This is a genomic window from Microvenator marinus, assembly GCF_007993755.1.
Taxonomy (GTDB): Bacteria; Myxococcota_A; Bradymonadia; order Bradymonadales; family Bradymonadaceae; genus Allomicrovenator; species Allomicrovenator marinus.
On record NZ_CP042467.1, the window covers coordinates 43,230 to 62,547 of the forward strand.

14 protein-coding genes are annotated in these 19,318 nt (G+C 54.2%); 7 read left to right on the forward strand and 7 right to left on the reverse strand.

The window, feature by feature from the left end; all coding sequences use genetic code 11:
* Positions 1-4 precede the first annotated feature (4 nt).
* From FRD01_RS00170 to FRD01_RS00180, 3 genes are read left to right on the forward strand one after another with little or no spacing between them, the layout of a single operon-like run.
* Positions 5-766, forward strand: coding sequence for a tetratricopeptide repeat protein (locus FRD01_RS00170; RefSeq protein WP_146956515.1), 762 nt, complete (start codon positions 5-7; stop codon positions 764-766).
* A 38-nt stretch (positions 767-804) separates the two neighbouring features.
* Entirely contained in the window at positions 805-2,463 is a 1,659-nt protein-coding gene (locus FRD01_RS00175) for a serine/threonine-protein kinase (protein ID WP_146956517.1), read from the forward strand.
* 3 nt (positions 2,464-2,466) lie between these two features.
* The gene (locus tag FRD01_RS00180; RefSeq protein ID WP_146956519.1) at positions 2,467-3,924 is read left to right on the forward strand and encodes a serine/threonine protein kinase; all 1,458 of its coding nucleotides are present in this window, start codon (positions 2,467-2,469) and stop codon (positions 3,922-3,924) included.
* A 63-nt stretch (positions 3,925-3,987) separates the two neighbouring features.
* Here FRD01_RS00180 and FRD01_RS00185 read toward each other — a convergent pair whose 3' ends face one another.
* Positions 3,988-4,311, reverse strand: a complete 324-nt coding sequence (locus FRD01_RS00185) for a rhodanese-like domain-containing protein (protein ID WP_146956520.1) — start codon at positions 4,309-4,311, stop codon at positions 3,988-3,990.
* Positions 4,312-4,590: 279 nt separating this feature from the next.
* Between FRD01_RS00185 and FRD01_RS00190 the strand changes: the two genes are divergently transcribed.
* Positions 4,591-5,475 (forward strand): PEGA domain-containing protein, encoded by an 885-nt coding sequence (locus tag FRD01_RS00190; protein WP_146956522.1) that lies wholly within the window; start codon positions 4,591-4,593, stop codon positions 5,473-5,475.
* On the opposite strand, the gene FRD01_RS00195 is transcribed toward FRD01_RS00190, so the two are convergent.
* The gene (locus FRD01_RS00195; RefSeq protein ID WP_146956523.1) at positions 5,476-6,063 is read right to left on the reverse strand and encodes a hypothetical protein; all 588 of its coding nucleotides are present in this window, start codon (positions 6,061-6,063) and stop codon (positions 5,476-5,478) included. It abuts the gene before it with no gap.
* A gap of 199 nt (positions 6,064-6,262) precedes the next feature.
* Here FRD01_RS00195 and FRD01_RS00200 point away from each other — a divergent pair, with 199 nt between their 5' ends.
* The gene (locus FRD01_RS00200; RefSeq protein WP_146956525.1) at positions 6,263-12,046 is read left to right on the forward strand and encodes a tetratricopeptide repeat protein; all 5,784 of its coding nucleotides are present in this window, start codon (positions 6,263-6,265) and stop codon (positions 12,044-12,046) included.
* 2 nt (positions 12,047-12,048) lie between these two features.
* On the opposite strand, the gene hisG is transcribed toward FRD01_RS00200, so the two are convergent.
* From hisG to FRD01_RS00215, 3 genes are read right to left on the reverse strand one after another with little or no spacing between them, the layout of a single operon-like run.
* Positions 12,049-12,738 (reverse strand): ATP phosphoribosyltransferase, encoded by a 690-nt coding sequence (hisG, locus tag FRD01_RS00205; protein ID WP_146956527.1) that lies wholly within the window; start codon positions 12,736-12,738, stop codon positions 12,049-12,051.
* Positions 12,735-13,892 (reverse strand): ATP phosphoribosyltransferase regulatory subunit, encoded by a 1,158-nt coding sequence (locus FRD01_RS00210; protein WP_146956528.1) that lies wholly within the window; start codon positions 13,890-13,892, stop codon positions 12,735-12,737. The genes hisG and FRD01_RS00210 overlap by 4 nt, the downstream gene beginning before the upstream one ends.
* A gap of 12 nt (positions 13,893-13,904) precedes the next feature.
* Positions 13,905-17,015 carry a transglycosylase domain-containing protein gene (locus FRD01_RS00215; protein WP_146956530.1) on the reverse strand — a complete coding sequence of 1,037 codons (3,111 nt, stop codon included), beginning with the start codon at positions 17,013-17,015 and terminating at the stop codon, positions 13,905-13,907.
* 139 nt (positions 17,016-17,154) lie between these two features.
* Here FRD01_RS00215 and FRD01_RS00220 point away from each other — a divergent pair, with 139 nt between their 5' ends.
* Positions 17,155-17,439, forward strand: a complete 285-nt coding sequence (locus tag FRD01_RS00220; protein ID WP_146956532.1) for a hypothetical protein — start codon at positions 17,155-17,157, stop codon at positions 17,437-17,439.
* A complete protein-coding gene (locus FRD01_RS00225) occupies positions 17,436-18,035 on the forward strand; it encodes a hypothetical protein (protein WP_146956533.1) in 600 nt (199 codons plus the stop codon). The genes FRD01_RS00220 and FRD01_RS00225 overlap by 4 nt, the downstream gene beginning before the upstream one ends.
* Here FRD01_RS00225 and FRD01_RS00230 read toward each other — a convergent pair.
* Together FRD01_RS00230 and surE are read right to left on the reverse strand one after the other, a co-directional pair.
* A complete protein-coding gene (locus FRD01_RS00230) occupies positions 18,026-18,556 on the reverse strand; it encodes an adenine phosphoribosyltransferase (protein ID WP_146956535.1) in 531 nt (176 codons plus the stop codon). The two genes, FRD01_RS00225 and FRD01_RS00230, sit on opposite strands and share 10 nt — an antisense overlap.
* Entirely contained in the window at positions 18,553-19,314 is a 762-nt protein-coding gene (surE, locus tag FRD01_RS00235) for a 5'/3'-nucleotidase SurE (RefSeq protein WP_146956536.1), read from the reverse strand. The genes FRD01_RS00230 and surE overlap by 4 nt, the downstream gene beginning before the upstream one ends.
* Positions 19,315-19,318 lie beyond the last annotated feature (4 nt).

Sequence of the window (19,318 nt, forward strand, 5' to 3'; positions counted from 1 at the left end):
AATTATGAAAAAACTCATTGCGGTGTTGATGTGCGGAGCCATTGGTTTCGGGACGCCCGGACTGGGATTCGCTCAGTCGTCTAGCGCCGAAAAGGTCGAGCAACTCTCTAAAGACGCCACGGCAAAATACCGAGAAGGCGATTTCAATGCGGCGATTGAGCTCTTTCAAAAAGCCTACGACATTGAGCCTGTTCCTAATCTCTTGTTTAACATCGCGAGATGCCACGAGAAGCTCGAGGAGTGGGACAAGGCGATAGGTTTCTACCAGAAGTTCGTGGTGGAGCCTGATGTCGAAAAGGATGCTCGACAAGCTGCTGTAGATCGTATCGACGCCCTGAATGAGGTTAAACAAGCCTTAGCTGCGCAAGATCGCGATACAACGACGCCCGATGATGGGGGTGATAAGCAGGTCGAGGCTCCTCCAGCAGAGGTATCAAACTCGCCCGATAACACTTGGTCTTACATCATGCTTGGAAGTGGGGCAGGTTTGATCGGTGGAGGCGTATTGTTTGGAGTGCTGGCTTCTTCGAAACAAAGCGATTTTGAGCAATCTACTGATGTTGGGGAAAAGCAGGATCTTCGGTCATCGGGCCAGACCTTTGCGATGGTAGCCGACGGGCTTTATATCACGGGGGCTGTTGTGGGACTGATCGGTGTCTACATGCTCCTAACCGCAGATGAACCCGAGCAGAACGCAACTTTCGTTCGACCAAATGCGTGGATTGAATCTACAGGCGGTGGTTTCGTTTTAGAGGGTTCATTCTGATAGAATGGGCCGGTGCGTATAATTCCGAGTGAGAGTGCATGTCATCGACGCGAGACCAACGGCGAAATCTCTACGAGAAAATGGTGGGTTCTGCCATTGCAGGGAATCGCTTTGTGATCACGAACCTCCTTGGATTTGGTGGAATGGGAGCGGTCTACGAAGCAACACAGACCGCCATGAACCGAAGCGTCGCGCTGAAATTGATCCCTACGCACGACGAAACGACGGTTAGGCGCTTTGAGCGTGAAGCGCTGACGATCTCGCAACTTCGGCATCCAAACACAGTGACCGTTTTTGATTATGGACAGGCCGAAAACGGATTTCTCTTTTTGGCCATGGAACTCTTAGATGGCAAAACGCTCAGCGACGTTATCAAAGAGACCGGTCCGCTGAGTCCTAAGCGCGCCGTTCACATCGCAACTCAGATTTGCAAGTCATTGAACGAAGCGCATCGTGCGGGAATTGTTCACCGAGACATCAAGCCAGACAATATCATCTTGATCCGTGTGGATTCCGACGCAGACTTTGTAAAAGTTCTGGATTTTGGGATCGCAAAGGCTGTGATGGGGGAAGACGATGTCAACCTTACGGGGGATGGCCGCATTATCGGGACTCCACGATATATGTCACCGGAGCAGATTCTGGGCGAGCCGGTGGACCACCGAAGTGATGTCTACAGTCTTGGTTGTATCCTCTTTGAGATGTTGTGTGGCGCGCCACCGTTCCAGCAGTCCACAACCACCGCATTGATGTTGGCTCATGCCCAGGAAACGCCTCCATCGTTCTCTCAGCGGCTTGCTGCCGCTAACTTGGAGAGGATTCCTCACTATCTTGAGAACGTCGTACGAAAAGCGCTTGAGAAAACAGCGATTGGGCGCCAGCAGTCCGTCGAGGACCTTCGACTAGAGCTTGAAGAAGCGCTCGCCTCGGCTCCTAATGCGTCGGTCTCCCAATCGGGGATTTCGCATTCATCGGTGAGTTCGCAATCACTTTCGAGTCTATCGTCTCAGAGTGATATGTTTCAGAGGGCACCATCCACGCAATCAGCTCCAATTCCGGTGCAACCATTTTTGACCAGTACAGGTACCCATTCTCCACCGAAGCTGGCAGAACCTGTAGATGAGCAGTTAAGCGGCAACAAAAAAGCGCTGATCGCGATCTCACTGATTCTGCTCGTGATGGCGGGACTCTTAATCATGGGGTTGAATCGAGAAAAGTCCGCAAATTTTGAGGTCGAGCCCGTGGTGGTGGGTGAGAGTGAGCCAGTTAAGCAAGATACGAATGGCTATGTGTCAGTGAAGATTCGGTCTACACCCAGTGGTGCTCGAATCTTTAGAGATGGCAAGGATTTTCATCGAACGACTCCGACAACGCTCGCGTTCAAGGAAGGCGAGAAGGTGGACTTTCGTTTTGAGCTCGAAGGCTTCAAACCCTATCAGGCTCAGGTTGTTGTTGATGCAGATACTCAAGTGGAAGTGAATCTTGAGCGTCTTGCTGCGTCCAACCCGGCCGAAGTGGTCGAAAAGAAAGTGCCCGTTCAGCGGCCCGTTGTTCGCACCAAGCGGCCGGAGCCGGAGACAGTACGCAAGGAGCCTGAGGTTGAAGAAGTTGAACCTGAGAAGAAGCCTGAAACAAAGCCAGGCGTGGATCTACTCCTTGAGGAGCCGTCCAAACCTTCGGTCGATATCCTGGATTAGACGATGAGCGAGTCCGACCAGAACCTTCTCGAAGGGCAGGTCATCGACGGCCGTTGGCGCATTGAGAAAAAGATTGGCGAGGGAGGCATGGGGTCGGTGTTTCTCGGTCGTCAGGTGAATATTGACCGCCCGGTGGCCATCAAGACGCTTCGTCGTGAGATTGGTTCGAGCGAAGAGTTCGTCAAGCGCTTTGAACTAGAGGCGAGGGCTGCCGGTCGGATTTCGAACCCTCATTGCGTCACGATCTTCGAAAGCGGGAAAAGTGAAGAATTGGGTGGTTTACTCTATCTCGTGATGGAGTACTTGAATGGCGAGTCCCTCGGGTCCCGAATCGAGCGGGGCAGGATGAATCCACGGGATGCCATCAAGGTCGGCATTGAGATTGCTGCTGGCCTCGCTGCAGCGCACGACGAGGGTATCGTTCACCGTGACCTTAAGCCCGACAACGTGTTTCTGGTGAGCACGCCAGGTGGGGAGTTTCACGCGAAAGTTTTGGATTTTGGTATCGCAAAGGCCATGGGAGAGGACGCCAAACTCACCCAAAGTGGCGTCATTATTGGGACTCCGTACTATATGAGTCCGGAACAGTGTACTGCACAGGAAGTGGATGAGCGGACTGACCTCTACGCTCTCGGCACCATCCTCTATGAAATGCTGAGCGGCCGCACACCGTTTATCTCGCCAACTCCGATTGCTGTACTGGTTGAGGTCGTGAACAAAACGCCGCCAACGCTTATTGAGTTAGGTGTCCCGATTTCGCCGGCCTTAAATGACTTTGTGATGCGGCTCCTTTCTAAGGATCCTGACGATAGGCCTTCGAGCGCGATGGAGGTCAAGAGGACTTTGGAGTCGCTGAACGAGAGGTCGGGCGTCGCGGCCGAAGCACTCGCAGAAACCTTGGTTGGGTCGACCCCCAACGCGAATCTACCTACCCGAGTGGAGCGTAAACCGAAGAAGAATCATTGGCTGGTTGCGGCATTGGTGGGTGTGATTTCGATGGGATTGCTTGTGGCGGTGGTGTGGTCGCAAATGTCTTCCGATCCTCAGCCTGACTCAACTGAGCCAGCTCCAGAATTGGTGGTTCGGGAAGACGCGCAAACCATTGACCCGGCGAGTTTTTTTGAGGCCAGCGCGTCGGTTGGGAATGCGATGGTTGTGGCTCAAGCGGAACACCTGGAATTGGCAAGGGAAACCCTGGAGCGTTCCAAGAGTCGTCCGAAGAGGGCAGTGGCTCCGAAGAAGTCCAAAGCTGAGCCGAAGCCAGCGGTTGAAAGCCCGAAGAGTGAGCCACCGGCGCGAGTCGAAAAGGTTGAACCGGCCGAAAAGCCGATTTCCAAGATCGAGAAGTATCGTCGCGAACAAGCAGAGCGACTCAAACGTGAAGGAGAAAAGGCCAAAGAGACTATCCAGAAAGACGTGCGCGATAAGATTCGGGAGCGCATGAGAGACTTCAAGTATTGACCGGGTGCAAGAAATGAAAAAGCCGCCCGGAGGCGGCTCTTTCAATTAGATATGCCGACGGACTTAGTTAGTAACCGTCAGGTATCCAGCTTGTTTCCAAGCGTGAACACCACCATCAAAATCGGCAACTTTGCGGAAACCCAAGGTTTCAAGGAGTGCGGCAGCTTTGTTGGATGCCTCGTCCGTATGGGTTTCGCCGTAAACAACGATACGCTGATTCTTCCTGAAGTCGCGAACTCTGTCTGGGAGTTGATCCAAAGGAATGTTGATCGCACCGGGGATATGTTCTTCTTTGAACTTATCTTCCGGAAGGACACCGATTACAACGATATCCTGATCCTCTTCCATCTTTTGAAACAATTCCGTGCTTGACATGTATCGTGCCATTTTTACCTCACATAGACCGGATATACTCGATTGATGTTGCCCATCCACCTGCAGTCTCCACCAATCACAACTGTATTTCCGGTATTTAGGCAGCACGGCAAAATTACCGTGATACTGCAGGCTGTACTCGGCCGGGAATATACTCAGGATTCGATTAAAAACAAGCAGAACCTCAGAAATTGCGCCAAGATTGCAAAATTCAGGAAAATTTGAAGACTTAAGAGGTGGTGAAATGTGGTAAATTCAGAAGTGGATGGAAACTCGTGTTTTGAGCTTCAGATGAGAAGATGGAAATTGTCAGTATGGGTCGTCGGTCTTCTGCTGACTTTGATGGCTTTGAACGCGAGCGCACAAGACTCCCGGGAAGCCAACCGGTGGGTGCAAACAGGAAACCAGTCACTTGCACAGGGCGAGTTTGAAGACGCATTGGTTGCCTATACGAAGGCACTTGAGCTGAGCGAGGACCCGGAGTTGGTCTATCAGGTTGGCGACGTGCAGGAGAAACTTGGGAACTGGGAAAGTGCAAGGTTTCACTTCCAGCTCTACCTCAACTTGGTGCCTAACTCGCGGCATTCGGAGAAGATTGGTGCTCGAATCGAAGTGCTTAGGACTCTAGAGTCGACTCAGAGCCGTTTAGAAGTCGTTTCAGATCCAGAAGGAGCCAGTGTCTACTGGCTCGGTGAAAGGGCAGTAGGCCGCACTCCAGCGCGCATCCCGGTGCATCCTGGCCAACATCGTCTGCGGTTTGAGAAGCAGGGCTTCAAGAGTGCATTCGTTGAGGTCGAGGTTTTTGCCGGTCAAGAACGGACGGTGGAGGTTGAGCTTTCGCAGCTACCGGAGGTCAAAGTGCCGGAGAAGATGAAGTCCGTGCTGCCAGAGAAAGAGCTAGAGAAAGAGAAGACGAAGGTGGACGACTCCGAGGTTCTAATGAGCGACGTGGACTTGTCCCCGCCCGCAGCGGTCAAAACCTTCGGTTGGATGGGGCTTGTAGGAGGATTCTGGGCCCTCGCTCTCGGGTGGGCGGCAGACGTTCCCTCAGTATGGATAAGTGGAACCCTAATGATGGGCGGCAGTGGGTACTTGCTCTTCATTCATGAGTGGGACGAGTTGCCCACCCATGAAACTGGGGCCATGCCGATCGGAGGGTTTAGTTTTGAGTGGTAATCAGTCTTCGACAGACGCTTCAATTCGGTAGAGCAGGATATCGCCTTCCGAATGCGCGAGGGCCGCTGTGTACTCACTTCCTGGGGTTTCCTCGACCTTCGACCAGTCGGTGCTGATGGTGTCGGCCTTTTCTTTGGTTCGGAAAACACCCACAGCTGAGACTTCGGACTCCCGGTCGAATCTCAAAACGACATGTACGGACTCGTCGAAGACCTCTGAGGCCTGAAGGTAGGAGCCGCCTTCGATGGGCTCGAGCTCATCGAGGTCAACGATTTCCTCGCGGCCATCGTTGAGGTGGCGGACGACCACGCCATCATCTGCTTTTGCGACGATGACCACTTCGTTTGCGGGAACATTTTCGAGGTTAACTCGTCCACGTTTGTCCTCATCGATAGCCAAAAGGTAGATTCGGTGAGGCGCGACGCCACGTGCATCGAGAAGTCGATGCAGGCGATCGATTTCTTCAATCAATTCGAGATAATGTTCAGCGTCCCGTAGATTCGTGGTTCGGAAGAGGACTTCACCTTCCTTGTCCAGAATCTTGCAGTGACGGGCGCCTTTTTCAATTTCTAGTCCTTGTCGATTCATCTGTATCCGCTTAGAACGAGTAGTTCGAAAGGGCGATTCGCCCGGAAAAACGAGCCGTAAGCCTTTAGCATAGTGGGAATGGAAGTAAAGGCGTTCGGGCGGTTTTTTGTGTTATTGGATTAGTTAATCGCGCAAACGATGTTTGGAATAGAGGTTGAAGGGCGACGGTTGCCCTTGGGTCCTCGATGTACGGAGAAAGATGAGATACTTCATTTCCTTGATGATACTCGCCCTTAGCGTGGGCTGCCACAATTCGTATGAAAGTGGAATGGAGTCTTTGGCGCGCGGTGAGTACTCGAATGCAATTGCTCATGCCGAGTCGGGGCTGGCAGACGACCCCAATGATCCCGAGCTAAACCTGCTCATGGCGGAGAGTTTGATTGGGCAAGAGAAATGGGCTGCCGCAGAACCTTACGCGCGCAAGGCCGCCAGGGCTCAAGGTACTCGTGGGTTGGGGCATCGGGCACTCGGCAAGCTACTCTGGGAGTTGGGAGACCCTGTCCGGGCGGTGGATACGTGGCGAGAATCACGGCGCATCGATATCTCCTTGGTGAGCGACTCCGACTATCAAAGGGCTCTTGAAACCGCGATTTCTCTGGCAATGTCTACTCACGATTACGCGAAGGCTCTTGAGCTGAGGGTTGAGCTCGCGGAGATGGTTCCGGGTCATGAAGCCGTAAGCGAAGAGTGGATGAAGCGGACTCGGGCGTTGCTCGCCGAGGACTACGTTCGCGAAGGGAAATTTCAGCTCGCCGCTGAGGCTTATGGGGCGCTCGCAACCGACTTTAAGGACCCTAGTTTTTGGTTCGACCAGGGACGCGTGTTCACGACCTTTGGTCAAGATTCGGAGGCGATTCTGGCCTTCCAAAAATATGTAGACGCGGGAGATAGCGGGGTCGACCGTAATCTGGAAGTGGCCCGGCGCTCAGAGCGACTCAAGAATCCTTCGATCGCGATCAGGTTCTACGACCAGGCACTCGAGCTCATGACGGTGCCGAGCAACCAACGCGCTCAGACTCATCTGGCGCTCGCTGAGCTCCTCTTGACATCTCGAGCTACCGATCAGGCGAACGTCCATTTGAAGGCCTATATTCAGGATATGAGGGACGTGAAGGGCCTCCCCGTTCTCGCAGACCCGTATATCGAGGCGGCTCAACTTGCGACTCAAGGTCGCGCGCCGCAACTCGCCATCGAGTATCTGGAAGAGGCAGTAGAACAGGCTACCGTGAGTTGGCGCGCCACTCGGATGCTGGCCGAGCTTTACTCCCGTCGTGCACGTCTTTTGGACGTTGAACGCGTGACCAAGCGGTATGTTGAGCGGTCCGATTCGAGTGTGAACTCGTTGACCACGGCAGGGAGATGGGCCTCATCGCAGCGACACTCCGATTTGGCGATTTACTTTTTGGAAGCGGCGTTGGCCAAGGACGATTCGAGCGCAACTTTGTGGATGGAACTGTCCAAGGCATATTCGGGGGCGAATCGTCTCAGTGATACGAGGCGCGCTTTGGATGGCTATGTGAAGCGCGCAAGTGACCCGGTTCGGGCAAATCTGGATGCTTCGAGCGTGCTCCGACGTATGCGGTCCTACCAAGATGCTGAGAAGTTCCTTCTGGCCGCGTTCAAGCTCGAGCCAGCCAATGAAAGCGTGGTTTACGACCTCGAGACACTCTATCGAGAATCGAACCGGCCCCAAGAGATTCACAAGGTTTTTGAGCGACACATCAAAGCAAGGGGGGGCTCGGCAGACGTTTATGCTGAAGTGGCTTCCCGCTTTTTGCGCCAGAATGAACTCGATGATGCATTGAAGTACCTTCTTAAGGCAGCGTCTTTAGGGCGAACTTCAGCGTGGTTAAATATTGCAGACGTCTACAAGAGGCGCCGTCAAGAGCGCGACATGCGAGACGCACTTCAGAAGTATATCGACGGCTCGAATGACCGCGGTGCAGCACTCGATGATGCGTGGCAGAGACTTAGGACCAGCTCGTGGGCTCAAGAGGGTGTGGGCATCCTCGAAGAGTTGATATCGCTCAGGCCCGAAAATGTCCTCTACTACGAAGAGTTGAGTGAGTTGTATTTCTCGCAGCGCCGCGATGTGGAGGCATTTGAACTCTGGAAGAAGTACCTGCAGGTTTCGCCTGATTATTTCGGGGCTCTCGAGTCGATGAGTCGTAGGTTCGAGCGCCACGGTCACGAAGAGTGGGTGCTCTCACTACTGCAAGAGTTGGTGAAACGAGACGGTGAGAGACTGCCCGAGCTCTATCGCTTGATTGGAGACGCTTACGCTTCGGCAGCACAGAAGCGTATGCGGATGACTGGAGCGTTACTTTCCAACGGAATCTTCTCTTCGGAGGACAAGGCTCGCGAGAACTATCGAATCTATTTGGACAAAGCGAAAGCCAGTGGACGGGAGCTCGAGAGATTTGCGGACGCGATGAGAAGCCGTCGCATGTGGGATATTGCTGCGCTTGCCTATGAAAAGCTCGGCATTGAAAAGTCCCGCGCTGACACCAAATTGAATTACGGTACGGCACTTCTCAATTTGGGGCGGCACGAAGAAGCAAAGGCCATTCTTTCGAGCTACCTCGAGGACCGAGGCTCTAGCCTCGATGCGCTCCGACAAGTCTCGGATCAGCTTATGGCTGCTGGGCAATACGATGTTCTGGAACCCTATCTTCAGGAGTTGATGACGTCCGGGGACGAAAACCTCCTGAGAAATGCGTTCTTGAAACTCTCCGAGGTGTATCGGCAGACCGACCAGCCACAAAAGATTGGGCCGCTGATCGCCGTCTACTTGGAGAGAACGCAGAATCCGGGCGAGGGACGACGAACTTCGATCTCGGTGATTGAAGCCGCCGGCTTGTGGGAAGAGGGCGTCAGACAGCTCACTCGGATGGCAGAATTGCATGGTGATGAGTATCGATTTGATCTCGGCATCATGATGTATCGTGCGGGAGACATCGAAGGGGCGTGGCGAACTTTGGAGGAATTTGCTTCTAGCAGCGTGACTCCTGCCGAGTCCTGGTACCGTGTGGGCCAGTTTTACGAGCGTCGCGCTGAGGTCGAGAAGGCCCAAACGGCCTACAACTCAGCGGTCAATGCGGCTCCTCAGAACTCTTTACTCTTGGCGGAACGTGGCCGATTTCGAATCATGCGGGGCCAGGTTGAAGCGGGCCGAGAAGATTTCAAACTCGCTCGCCAGATGCTTGAGTCGCCCCAACGAACTCCCGTCGCAAGAGTAGAGATCGAGGCGTTGACGTCTGTGGGGCGTTTTGAGGAAGCACGTGAGCTGGCGCGAGAGATGATGCCTTTGGCGTTCGCAGTGGATAAGGACTACTTTGTTCGCATCGTAGCTTCGCATGAGCTGCGACAGGGCGACCAAATCCGTGCCCAACGCTTTATGGATGAATTGCGTTCTGGCGGCGTGGCGCCGGATCTATTTGTCGAACTCTTGGTTCAATATGGGTTCCTGGAAGAGGCGGCAAAGGCCATCGAGTCTGAGATCCAAAACGGGGACCAGGTCATGGGCGGGGATCTGGCCGTGGCTTATGCAAACGTGTTTACGACACTCGGTGGAATGGAGCGACTTCTGCGAGTCATGCAACCGGTCCTCGAGCGTAGCCGTGACGGCCGAGTGCAGGAGCAATTGGGCGAATACTTGGTCAGGGAAGGGCGCCTCGAGTTGGGGAGCATGTATCTGCGCGCTGCGACTGAGCAGGGGCGCACGGACTATGTTGTCTTACTCGGTCAGGTCTACCTGACGCTTGGACATACCAATGAGGCATTGGCTCAATTTCAGGTGTTTCTGGACCAACCAAACCTTCGACGTGCTGATGCATTGCGGTTGGTTGGCGGGGCTTTCGAGTCTACGGGCCGCACAGATTTGTGGGTTCCCTTCTTGATTCAGTTGGCGCAAGACGAGCGATATGCTGATGCGGCGACGTCACTATTGATCGCGCACGACATTCAGACCGGAGGACTTAGCGAAGGGCTCGGGCGGATGCAGCGCCTGGTTGGAGAAGTGACAATGGAAGGTGACGCCCCGCAGGTAGGCGACTCGGGCGAGGATGTGCGTGTTGAAACCCTTGCGGGAGCCATCGAGAGCCTCGCAGGCGAGGGCTATCTTGCGGAGGCCAGAGCCTTCCATGATTCACTGCCGGACTCAATTCGGCAAGAAGAACGAATGCGAGAGCTCGAGCTACGCTTGGTGTTTAGTGATGACGATGTCAGCGTTGATCCATACGTGGATTTAGTCCTGAAAGAGTTTGGAGATTCGAGCCGCGATCGGCAAAGAACTTTGAAATTGGGGACACTGCTTTTGGCCTATGGCAGGTTTGATAAGGCGCGCCAGATTGCAGAGCCGCTCATCAAAGATGGAGACCTAGAGGTTGCAAGGGGAGCCTTAAATCTGGCTTCGAAGCTCGCAGTCGCGCAGTCGGACAACGCACGGATTCGTGGACTGGTAGAAGAGTTTGTCGCAAGTCGTCCAGATAGGTCAGGCGCAAGGCAAGTAGCGCTCGACGTGGTGCGAGCTCTCGGCGAGGACCAACTGGTTTCTGAGTTGAGCCGAGAAAGTCTGAGATTAATGCCGACACAGACCCAAATTTTCAATGCGTTCAACAACGGTATGGTCACCAATGATCTTCCACTGGCCTCTGAAGCGAGCAACTTGATCTGGCGTGTCACCGAGAACCCTGTTGAGACGGTCTCTGAGGTCGCGAGCAACTATGCGGACCGTCAGGACCCTGAATTCGTGCGGACGTTGATGGCCCCGGTCTTAAACGGTTATCCACAGCTAGTTCGAACGCGCTTGATTTGGGCGCGAATGAATTATCGCGTCGGGGATACGGTCGAGGCACGAGAAGAGCTTCTGGCCATGCTGGAAGATACGGAGTTTGATCCGGATGCAGTCGAGCAGGTTGGAGACTTTCTGAAGAGTTGGAGACTCTGGGGTGAGCTTGCAAAGTACATCGCCCCTAGGGTCAACCTGGAGGAGACATCTCCAGATTTTCGCCGTGCGCTGGGCCTTGCTCATCTGCACCTCGGAGAAAGAGATGCGGCCCTAAGCCTCTTCGATCAAGTCATTTCTGAAAGTCCCGACGCGTCCGAAGCTTCACGAAGACTCGCGGACGAATTGCGCACCCATGGATTTATCGCGGAAGGTTTGAGATTTGCGGAGAAGGCCATCGACCTAAGGCCCAATCGAAGCGGAAACTATGTCACACGTGGATTGGTCCGCTTGGCGATGGGCGAAGACGCTGAAGATGATATTCGTCGTGGACTCAACGACGGGAACCAAGCACTTCTGACTCTCTTCAACGCCTCGGAAATTACACTTAAGCGAGGTGATATCGAGCGTGCGAAGCCGTTCTTGGATGAGCTCGCGAAGGCTCCGATTGCCGACCAGGGTGGCATGCTTGCGATTGACCTCGCCCTGCGCGCGTTCCGAGACGCCGGGTTGGCATCTGAGGGTGTGGCATTCGTGGAGGACCGTTGGCCTACCGTAGCCGCAGGACGCGGGATTTCGGCGAAGGTTCTCATGATGTCATTGGCCGGGCTTTACGAAGAAGCCGGCAATGTAGAGCGCGGATTCACCCTCTACGAGGACGCGATTTCGCGCACAATGATTAGCGATCCTTTTGATCGCGACCTCGCGACCTATCGCAACAATCTGGCCTATATGTTCTCTACGTCAAACACACGAGTCGATGAGGGACTAGCCCTGATTCGACTCGCGATCGCTCAAGACGTGCAGCGAAACGCGAGCTTCATCGATACATTGGGATGGCTACTTTATCGCAAGGGAGATCTCGAGGCTGCAGAGATTGAGATTCGAAAAGCGTTGGCCACCACAACCGTAGCTCGTGGCTCGGTTGCGGAGTTGGTGGAACTCTATAGCCATCTTGCTGAATTGAGGTCGCTTCGAGGGTTCGATCAGGAAGGCTCGTGGGGCCGAGTCTTCATCGAGATGATCGAGCCGAAGTGAGTCTATTCTGGGTCTTCAGTATCATACGGAATCTGAACTGGCGGAGTAGCGGGCGGGCGATGCGCCTCAAGCTGGTCCATGATGTGGCGGATGAACTTGCGCCGGTACGAGCTGATCGCGTTGTTAACCACTAGTTTTAACTCGGAGATTCCGAGTTGCTCCAAGGCTCTAAAGTCGTTGTTTAGTAGTGGGTTCGGGTCATGCAAGAGAGACACGAGGCCATCTGCAAGCCCCATTTGTACGGCGCGCAGATGGTCATCGTGCACATGTACTATTTCAACATTAAAGCCGCGTGTACTAAACCACTCACGAGTGAATCGTGGGATTGCCGTTGCGAGGCGCAAATGTGGAAGTGAGTGGAGGCGGGCAAGGGTTTGGTCGCGCCTCGCAGCGAGAATAATTGGGGCGGCCCCGCACGCAAAGGTGTAGGGGCGCCAAACGTCCACATTCAGTTCATGGATGGCGTCGGTGCTCATCACTCCAACTTGGACGGCACCTCGCTCCACATAGGTGCCCATATCAGCTGATGCGATGCGGATGATATCCACGGTCCAAGACTCATCCTCAAAGGTTGCTTCGAGTCGATGTTGGTCCCTTCCCTCGGGAATGGGGAAGCCCGCAGCACCAAATTGTTCTCGGAGTTGTGGCTCGTAAGGACCTTTAGGTATGGCGATTTTTAGGTGTCTATTCATCTGTCCGCGCCTCGCACAATTCGGGCAGATTGGCCATCTTGTCGCCTTGAGATGGCCTTCTGGAAGCCACCAATCATGTCTTCTTCGCTGATGATTACCGCCTCTTCGGCCCCTTTAACCTGCTGCGCATGGAGCATCGCAACCGGAACCGAATCCACAACGGCCTCTGAGGTCAAGGAGAAGCCTGCTGCAGGCAATCTTGGGCCGAACACGCCCACAAGGTCGTCGTAGCGTCCTCCGCGCCCGAGAGAGCGTCCTGCGGACTCACTCACAATATTGAACGCGATCCCCGTGTAATAGGAAGCTCCCGCGAGCTCAGCCATGTCGAGCCGAATATGCTTGCGATAGCCAAGAGCGGAGAGTGTGGCCAAGAGGTGTCGGAGATTATCCAACCGTTTGTGCAGGTTTTGGTCTTCGGGAATCAGCTCTTGAATTTCGGCCAGCTGGTGCAATCCGCCTTCAAAATCCGCAAGTTTCGCCACCGCATCAACAAAGCGCTCTCTGGTGCCGAGCCGTTTCAAAATACGCCTGACGCCTGATGGATCTCTTGCGACGATGGCTTCGTGCACCGATTCGCGAATGCGATTGGGCGCGCCAGTGGCCGTGATGAGGTGCCTTGCGATCCCATGGTCGGTGACGTTGAACTGGAAATCAGGAACCCCGAGCTTTTCAAGGCTCTCGAGCGCGATCAAAAAGACCTCAATCTCGCCGAGTAGTCCCGGAACTCCGATAAGTTCGACCCCGAGCTGGTAGTTTTCGAGTGCCGAGCGCTGAGCGCTTCGGTCAAGCCGCACAATCTTGCTTGCATAGCTGATTCGCAATGGCGGGTGAGTGTGTCCGCTCGAAAGCTGATACGCAGCCATTTTCGCAATAGCCGGTGTGACGTCGGTACGAATCATCATCACGTTGCCCGACCGGTCGACAAATCGAAAACTTCGTTCAACCGCGTCCTGATCTAGGCCTCTCTTGATCGTGTCGAAGTAGTCGATGAGTGGAACCTGAGCCTCTTTATAACCCCAACCGGCGAAAACCCTCATGGCTTGTCCGGTGATGATTCGGCGTGCGCTGACGGACTGGTCAAGCGCAGGGGCTAGAAAAGGTATCTCTGCCATGGCGGTGTCACTCAACTCGAAATGTGGAGCCTTTAGGCTCATTCCCCACCAGTGTCAAGGATCGAGAGGGCGAGGAATCATCGGTTCGATAGTAGGCGGAGGCGTGTTCTCTTGAGGGTTCTGATAGAGCGCTGGGTCAAAGGGCGCGAAGATCGGAAACTCCGGTTCCTTCGGTTTGAGCACCGGCTCTTCGTCCGTGGGCTTGTAGAACTCCGGTGGCGCCTGAATCGCGGCTTCGAGCTCTTCGGGCGTGATTCTTTCGCGGTTGAGCATGACCTGCATGTAGCGTTTCATTCGATTGAAATAATGGGGCGTTATCTCTCCGCGTTCCCAATAGAAATGCCACTTCTTTGGGCCCGGGATGATGCTCACGAACCACGCCACTTCGCCCAGGGTCAATTCGTCCGGACGTTTTCCGAAATAGTGAAGCGATGCTTCGTGGATTCCGAATATCCCTGGCCCAAACTCGATGACGTTCAAGTAGATCTCCATGATCCGCTCTTTCGGAACGTCCACCACCGACTCCATCAAAAAGACGATGAAGGCTTCTCTCAATTTGCGGACGATTAGCTTCTTGCGGTCCAAAAAGACATTCTTGACCATCTGCATCGCGATGGTGCTCGCACCTCGTTTGAAGCCGCCGTGAGAGAGGTTCTGCTCAACGGAAGCCTTGAGGGCATGTGTGTTGAACCCGTCATTAGTGAAGAAGGACGAGTCCTCAGTGGTCATGACGGCCTTTGGAAGATAGGGCGAGATATGAATCAGTGGCACGTAGACGTATCTGCCATAGGGGCGCTCAGGGGTACGTTCGATGATATCGTCATCCGACCAGGGTTTTGGCGCCTTCTTGCTTAAAGCGTAGGGCGTCAACCAATATTGTGGGGATTCGAGGATGTCTCGTCGCATTCCAGCGCGTTCGGGCGTTGGTACTTCCGGCCAACCTCGCCGCCTGGCCCTCTCGTCGATCTGCTCCAAGGTAAGTTGGGCATGTTCCATGAGCCAGTCTGCAGGGGTTGGGTAGAGTGGCCCCGTTCTGATGGTTCGAGTGAAGTCGTCTTCTTCCTTGATGGAGTCTACGATCGTGAGTGTCATGGGTTCTAAGAGCCGTCTTGGGTCCACAGCCTCTGGAACGCTCAAGAGTTGGACGTCGGTCAGCACGGGGTCTGTGTTCCAAACCATGTCGCTGGCGCGGTACATCGGCACTTCGAGGTCGAATTTCCATTTGAAAGTTCCCGCGAGCTTTGTGCCCCAGACCGGTCCCTGTATCGACTTTGGTACGGCGTCGATCAGGCTTTGAAGTTTGGTTTCGGGCAGCTCAACAGCGAGGTCGAAGCGCGCAGGCCAACGGCCGGGAGCGTTGAACCCGTAAAGGGCTGGGCGAAACGTGCCTGAAACACCATTGAAGGTGAATTTACCCGACCGAAAGACGAGTCCGCCGATGGGCGTCGGATTGGGAGATGGTTTCAGCGTTCCGTCGGGAAGGGTTTCCTCGCGATATACCGGAACTTGAGCGAGTTTGGGCGCGGGTAGCGCGCTCCCTGCGTCAAACACCGCGTCGAACGAATACGAGGCGTCCACATCTTCTACGATTTCTTCTGCAATCATCGCGTGATGAAACGCAAAATCTTCCACGGAAACGAGTCCTTGGATGCCAAACGATTGCGGCTTATCTAGCGGTTTGAACTCGATCTTGGATCGAAGCACGCCCCCTCGGACATGTTTTGCGAGTTTAGGGCCTAGAATCTGCCCCACCCAGGACAAATCAAGTGCATCGACTTCGATTTCGCCCTGAACACTTCTTTGAAGAATTTTGGCAACGATATTGATGTCGACGGCTCCACGAGGCGCCATGCCAGATTGTGCCTTGAACCCGCCACGAACCTCGAAGTCTCCGTCTTCTATCTTGTTCAGGAGTTCGAAATTTCCTTGCGCGAGACTAAACTCGGTCTCAGCCTTTTCCAGAGGTAGCTCGCGAAGGTCCGTGCCTTTGATGGCCGCGTTCGTGATTCGGATGAATTTAGGTACCTTTTCAATCCAATCAGGAAGCGTAGCCTCGGCCTCTACTTCTTCTTCAGGCGGGGCGTGCTCTTCTTCCTCAGGCTCGGCTTCAGGGTTCTTCTTCTTCTTTGCCAGTTGATTTGCGAATGCGCGGGCACTGCTCACGATCGATCGCGCTTTTGGCTGTCGGACGACTTCATCGAGGAGCACGAGTGGTCCGCTTCCGGTCTTGTCGAAGTCCAAAAAGAGGACCGGAGCGTCGAGAATCAGCTCTGCGATGCTGAGCGACCGGATGTCCGCGATTGAGTTCACTCGAACTTCGGCGCTTTCCACACTCGCGATGTCACGTTCTTCTAGTTTCAGGCTAGGACGCATCAACTTGATGCCACCCTCGGGTGTGAACTCAACTCCAGAGAGGCCAACCTCTAAGAAGGGGAGGGGGCCGATTCCACTGACTCGCAGCGCTTGGTCCAGCGTTACACCTCCACCCGTAGGGACAAGATCCGAATTCAATGTGAGTGCGATGTCGACGACGCGAGGAAGGCTCAGGTTCTTTGGGTCCTTGGATTCGTCCAGCTCCAATTTCGCGGTGGCTTCGAGCGACTCTCCATCCCACGACCACCCAGACTTCGGAATGCTGAGCCTTTGGATGGGAAAATCGGGATCTGGACTGATGAACGTGACTTCAACGTCCAGTGCTTCAAGGTTCGGCACCTGTTCTAGGCGGCGGACAATCGGATTCGTGGAGGGGCTTTCCGACTCAGCAGGTGGCTCCGAGCCCTTGGACTTTAAGCGCTGAAGTAAGACCGGTGAGCCAGATTCATCGAGTTCGAGATTTAGTTTAACGCCTGAAACCGTAAGTGAACTCAGTGATTTTTGGCCCTTGGCGAGATCAAACACGCTGGCTTCGGCCTCGATGGTCTCCACTCTGAGTACGCTGGTTTCCTCGTCGAAGACCTCGAGTCCCAGCATTCTCACACCCCTTAGCCCCATCGGCTCTACGCCTTCGGTAGTGATGGTGAGTCCGGTTCTTTGGGCGAGCGAAGTGAGTCGCTCCTCGACCGCGTCTTGCGCAAACCTGGGCGCGAACACAAAGATACCGAGCGCAAAGGCGAGGCCCAACGCGAGTACAAGTGCAACTAAGATTAGGACCGACTTTTTACCCATAAATACTTCGACTTCTCGAAACCCGGGGGATTGCTATCAAGTAGTACCTCATCCGTCAAAGCGTTCGGCTTGACTTTTCTCGTCGGGGAAACAATCGTTGGAGCGTGATTTAGTTCCCGTCACTTTGAAGAGGTGTGCCATGACGGAGTGGAAAGATGAGATGTTCAAGGCAGCGATGAAGGTCATGCAGAATCCGACTGCTCAAAAAGTCATGAACAGTGACAAGTTTCAGAAGGCAGTAGCGGGAGCATTCAAGGCTTCGTTCACCTTGAAGTCCGAGCTTGATGAGAAAAAGGCTGACGTCGCCCGGAAGCTCAATCTCGCGACCAGCGACGATTTGAGAACGATGAAGCGCGAACTTGACCGACTGCAGCGCCAAGTCGCAAAGATGAAAAAAGAAGCCCAGGACGAGTCGGACTCGTGAAGTATCTTCTGGCGCTAGTCCTGGCATTCGCGAGTTTCGGTACGCCGCGAGATGCCGACGCACACCTTGCAACGTTTGGAAGCTGGGAGATTACTCGAGAGTATTTGGGAGAACTCTTCCCAGAAGCAACGGATTTTCTGTCGCGCGACGTCACGTACACGGATGCCCAGGTGGCTGCGATCGAAAAAGAGTTGGGATTTTCGCTCTACCCAGAGGATAAGACCCCCACATTCTACATCGCGGTGCAAAACGTTGGAGGAAAACGAAAACTCCTCGGCGTGGCGATTTTTATCGATCCCAGGCTCCAACCCAAAGTGATTGGTGGAAGCGTGCTTCGACTTGAGGTGGGGATTGCGGTCAATTCAAAGGGGCAAATCCACAAGATTCGGGTTTTCGACTATCGAGGAAACCTCGCTCTCACTCGCCCGGCCTTTCTCGACCAGTTTAACGGCATGAAGCTAGACGACAAGTTCGTCATCGGCCCGAAGATAAAGGCAGTTGATGGTGAAGCAGAAGAGAGTCAACTCGTGGCAAACGCTGCCAGAGAAGCTCTCTATCTGATGAAGGTTTCGCTTGGAAAAGGCGCTCAGAAATGAATGAGCGAATGGGTGGGAACGCCGTGCAGGTTCTTTACGCCGTCAAGGAAATCAAGCTGGATGAGGAATCCGGCTTCGACCACATTTGCTCCCGCTTTTTTGCATAGTTCGATGCCGGCCCCCATGGTTCCACCGGTTGCCAGAAGGTCGTCTACGATGACGATTCGCTCGTTCTTCTGAACGGCGTCTACGTGCATTTCAACACGGTCGGTTCCGTACTCAAGAGAGTAGTCCACACCGATAGTTTGATATGGGAGTTTGCCTGGTTTGCGAATCAGCACCAGTCCGGTGCTCAGTTCGTGGGCAATTGCCGAGGCGAAGATGAAGCCCCTCGACTCGATTCCCACAACTTTGGTGATATTTAGCGACTCATATCGCTCACAAAAGTAGTGGATCACTGTGTTGAAGAGGTCGCCGTCTTGAAGCACAGGTGTGATGTCTTTGAAGAGGATTCCTGGCTTCGGAAAGTCCGGTACGTCTCTTATGGCGGCACTGACTCTATCTGCTAATTCATTCTTCATTCGGCTGCCTCGTTAAGTTCGGTCCATTTTCCAAGCTCGTCTAAGAACTTGTAGTGGGTCAGGTCCATCTGCACAGGAGAGACCGAGATGCAATGGTCGGCCACGGCGTTACAATCAGTGCCTGGGATGTCATCGAAGCCAAGTTCAGCGCCCCCGATCCAGTAGTAGGGCTTGTTTCTTGGGTCGTTATTCTCTGTCACGATCTGTCCATAGTACCTGCGCCCAAGTTTGGTGAACTTGAATGGGGCATCGACCCCGACGTCTTTGGGTACATTGACATTGAGCAAGACTCCGCGCGGAAGGCCACGCTTGAGCACTGATGCCGCGACTTTGGCCGCTGCTGCTGCTGCTGTATCGAAGTTCTGACTTTTGTAGGATGCGAGGCTCACGGCCACCGAAGGGATGTCTTGGAGTGTTGCTTCAGAGGCACCCGCGACGGTGCCGCTATAGATGACATCATCTCCCATATTTGCACCATGATTGACCCCTGAGACGCAGATGTCAGGCCGCCTTGGGAGAATCTTGGAGAGGGCGATATAGACGCAATCTGTGGGGGTTCCTGTGACAGCGAAACGCTGCTCAGCCCGCTGATGAATTCTCAGGGGATTCCAGAGTGTGATCGCATGAGACACGGCGCTTTGTTCGGAGGCAGGTGCCACGGTCCAGACGTCCCCAAGAGCGGACATCGCTTTTTCCAGCGCCTTAATACCAGGCGCGTCGATGCCATCATCGTTGGTGATCAAGATCAAAGGTCGCATGCAT

Bases quoted from the DNA above. Each gene is read 5' to 3' on its own strand.
- FRD01_RS00220 (WP_146956532.1), top strand. From the start codon at position 17,155: ATGACGGAGTGGAAAGATGAGATGTTCAAGGCAGCGATGAAGGTCATG.
- FRD01_RS00195 (WP_146956523.1), bottom strand. From the start codon at position 6,063: ATGAATCGACAAGGACTAGAAATTGAAAAAGGCGCCCGTCACTGCAAG.
- FRD01_RS00175 (WP_146956517.1), top strand. From the start codon at position 805: ATGTCATCGACGCGAGACCAACGGCGAAATCTCTACGAGAAAATGGTG.
- FRD01_RS00185 (WP_146956520.1), bottom strand. From the start codon at position 4,311: ATGGCACGATACATGTCAAGCACGGAATTGTTTCAAAAGATGGAAGAG.
- FRD01_RS00170 (WP_146956515.1), top strand. From the start codon at position 5: ATGAAAAAACTCATTGCGGTGTTGATGTGCGGAGCCATTGGTTTCGGG.
- FRD01_RS00190 (WP_146956522.1), top strand. From the start codon at position 4,591: ATGAGAAGATGGAAATTGTCAGTATGGGTCGTCGGTCTTCTGCTGACT.
- FRD01_RS00210 (WP_146956528.1), bottom strand. From the start codon at position 13,892: ATGAGCCTAAAGGCTCCACATTTCGAGTTGAGTGACACCGCCATGGCA.
- hisG (WP_146956527.1), bottom strand. From the start codon at position 12,738: ATGAATAGACACCTAAAAATCGCCATACCTAAAGGTCCTTACGAGCCA.
- FRD01_RS00200 (WP_146956525.1), top strand. From the start codon at position 6,263: ATGAGATACTTCATTTCCTTGATGATACTCGCCCTTAGCGTGGGCTGC.
- FRD01_RS00180 (WP_146956519.1), top strand. From the start codon at position 2,467: ATGAGCGAGTCCGACCAGAACCTTCTCGAAGGGCAGGTCATCGACGGC.
- FRD01_RS00230 (WP_146956535.1), bottom strand. From the start codon at position 18,556: ATGAAGAATGAATTAGCAGATAGAGTCAGTGCCGCCATAAGAGACGTA.
- FRD01_RS00215 (WP_146956530.1), bottom strand. From the start codon at position 17,015: ATGGGTAAAAAGTCGGTCCTAATCTTAGTTGCACTTGTACTCGCGTTG.
- surE (WP_146956536.1), bottom strand. From the start codon at position 19,314: ATGCGACCTTTGATCTTGATCACCAACGATGATGGCATCGACGCGCCT.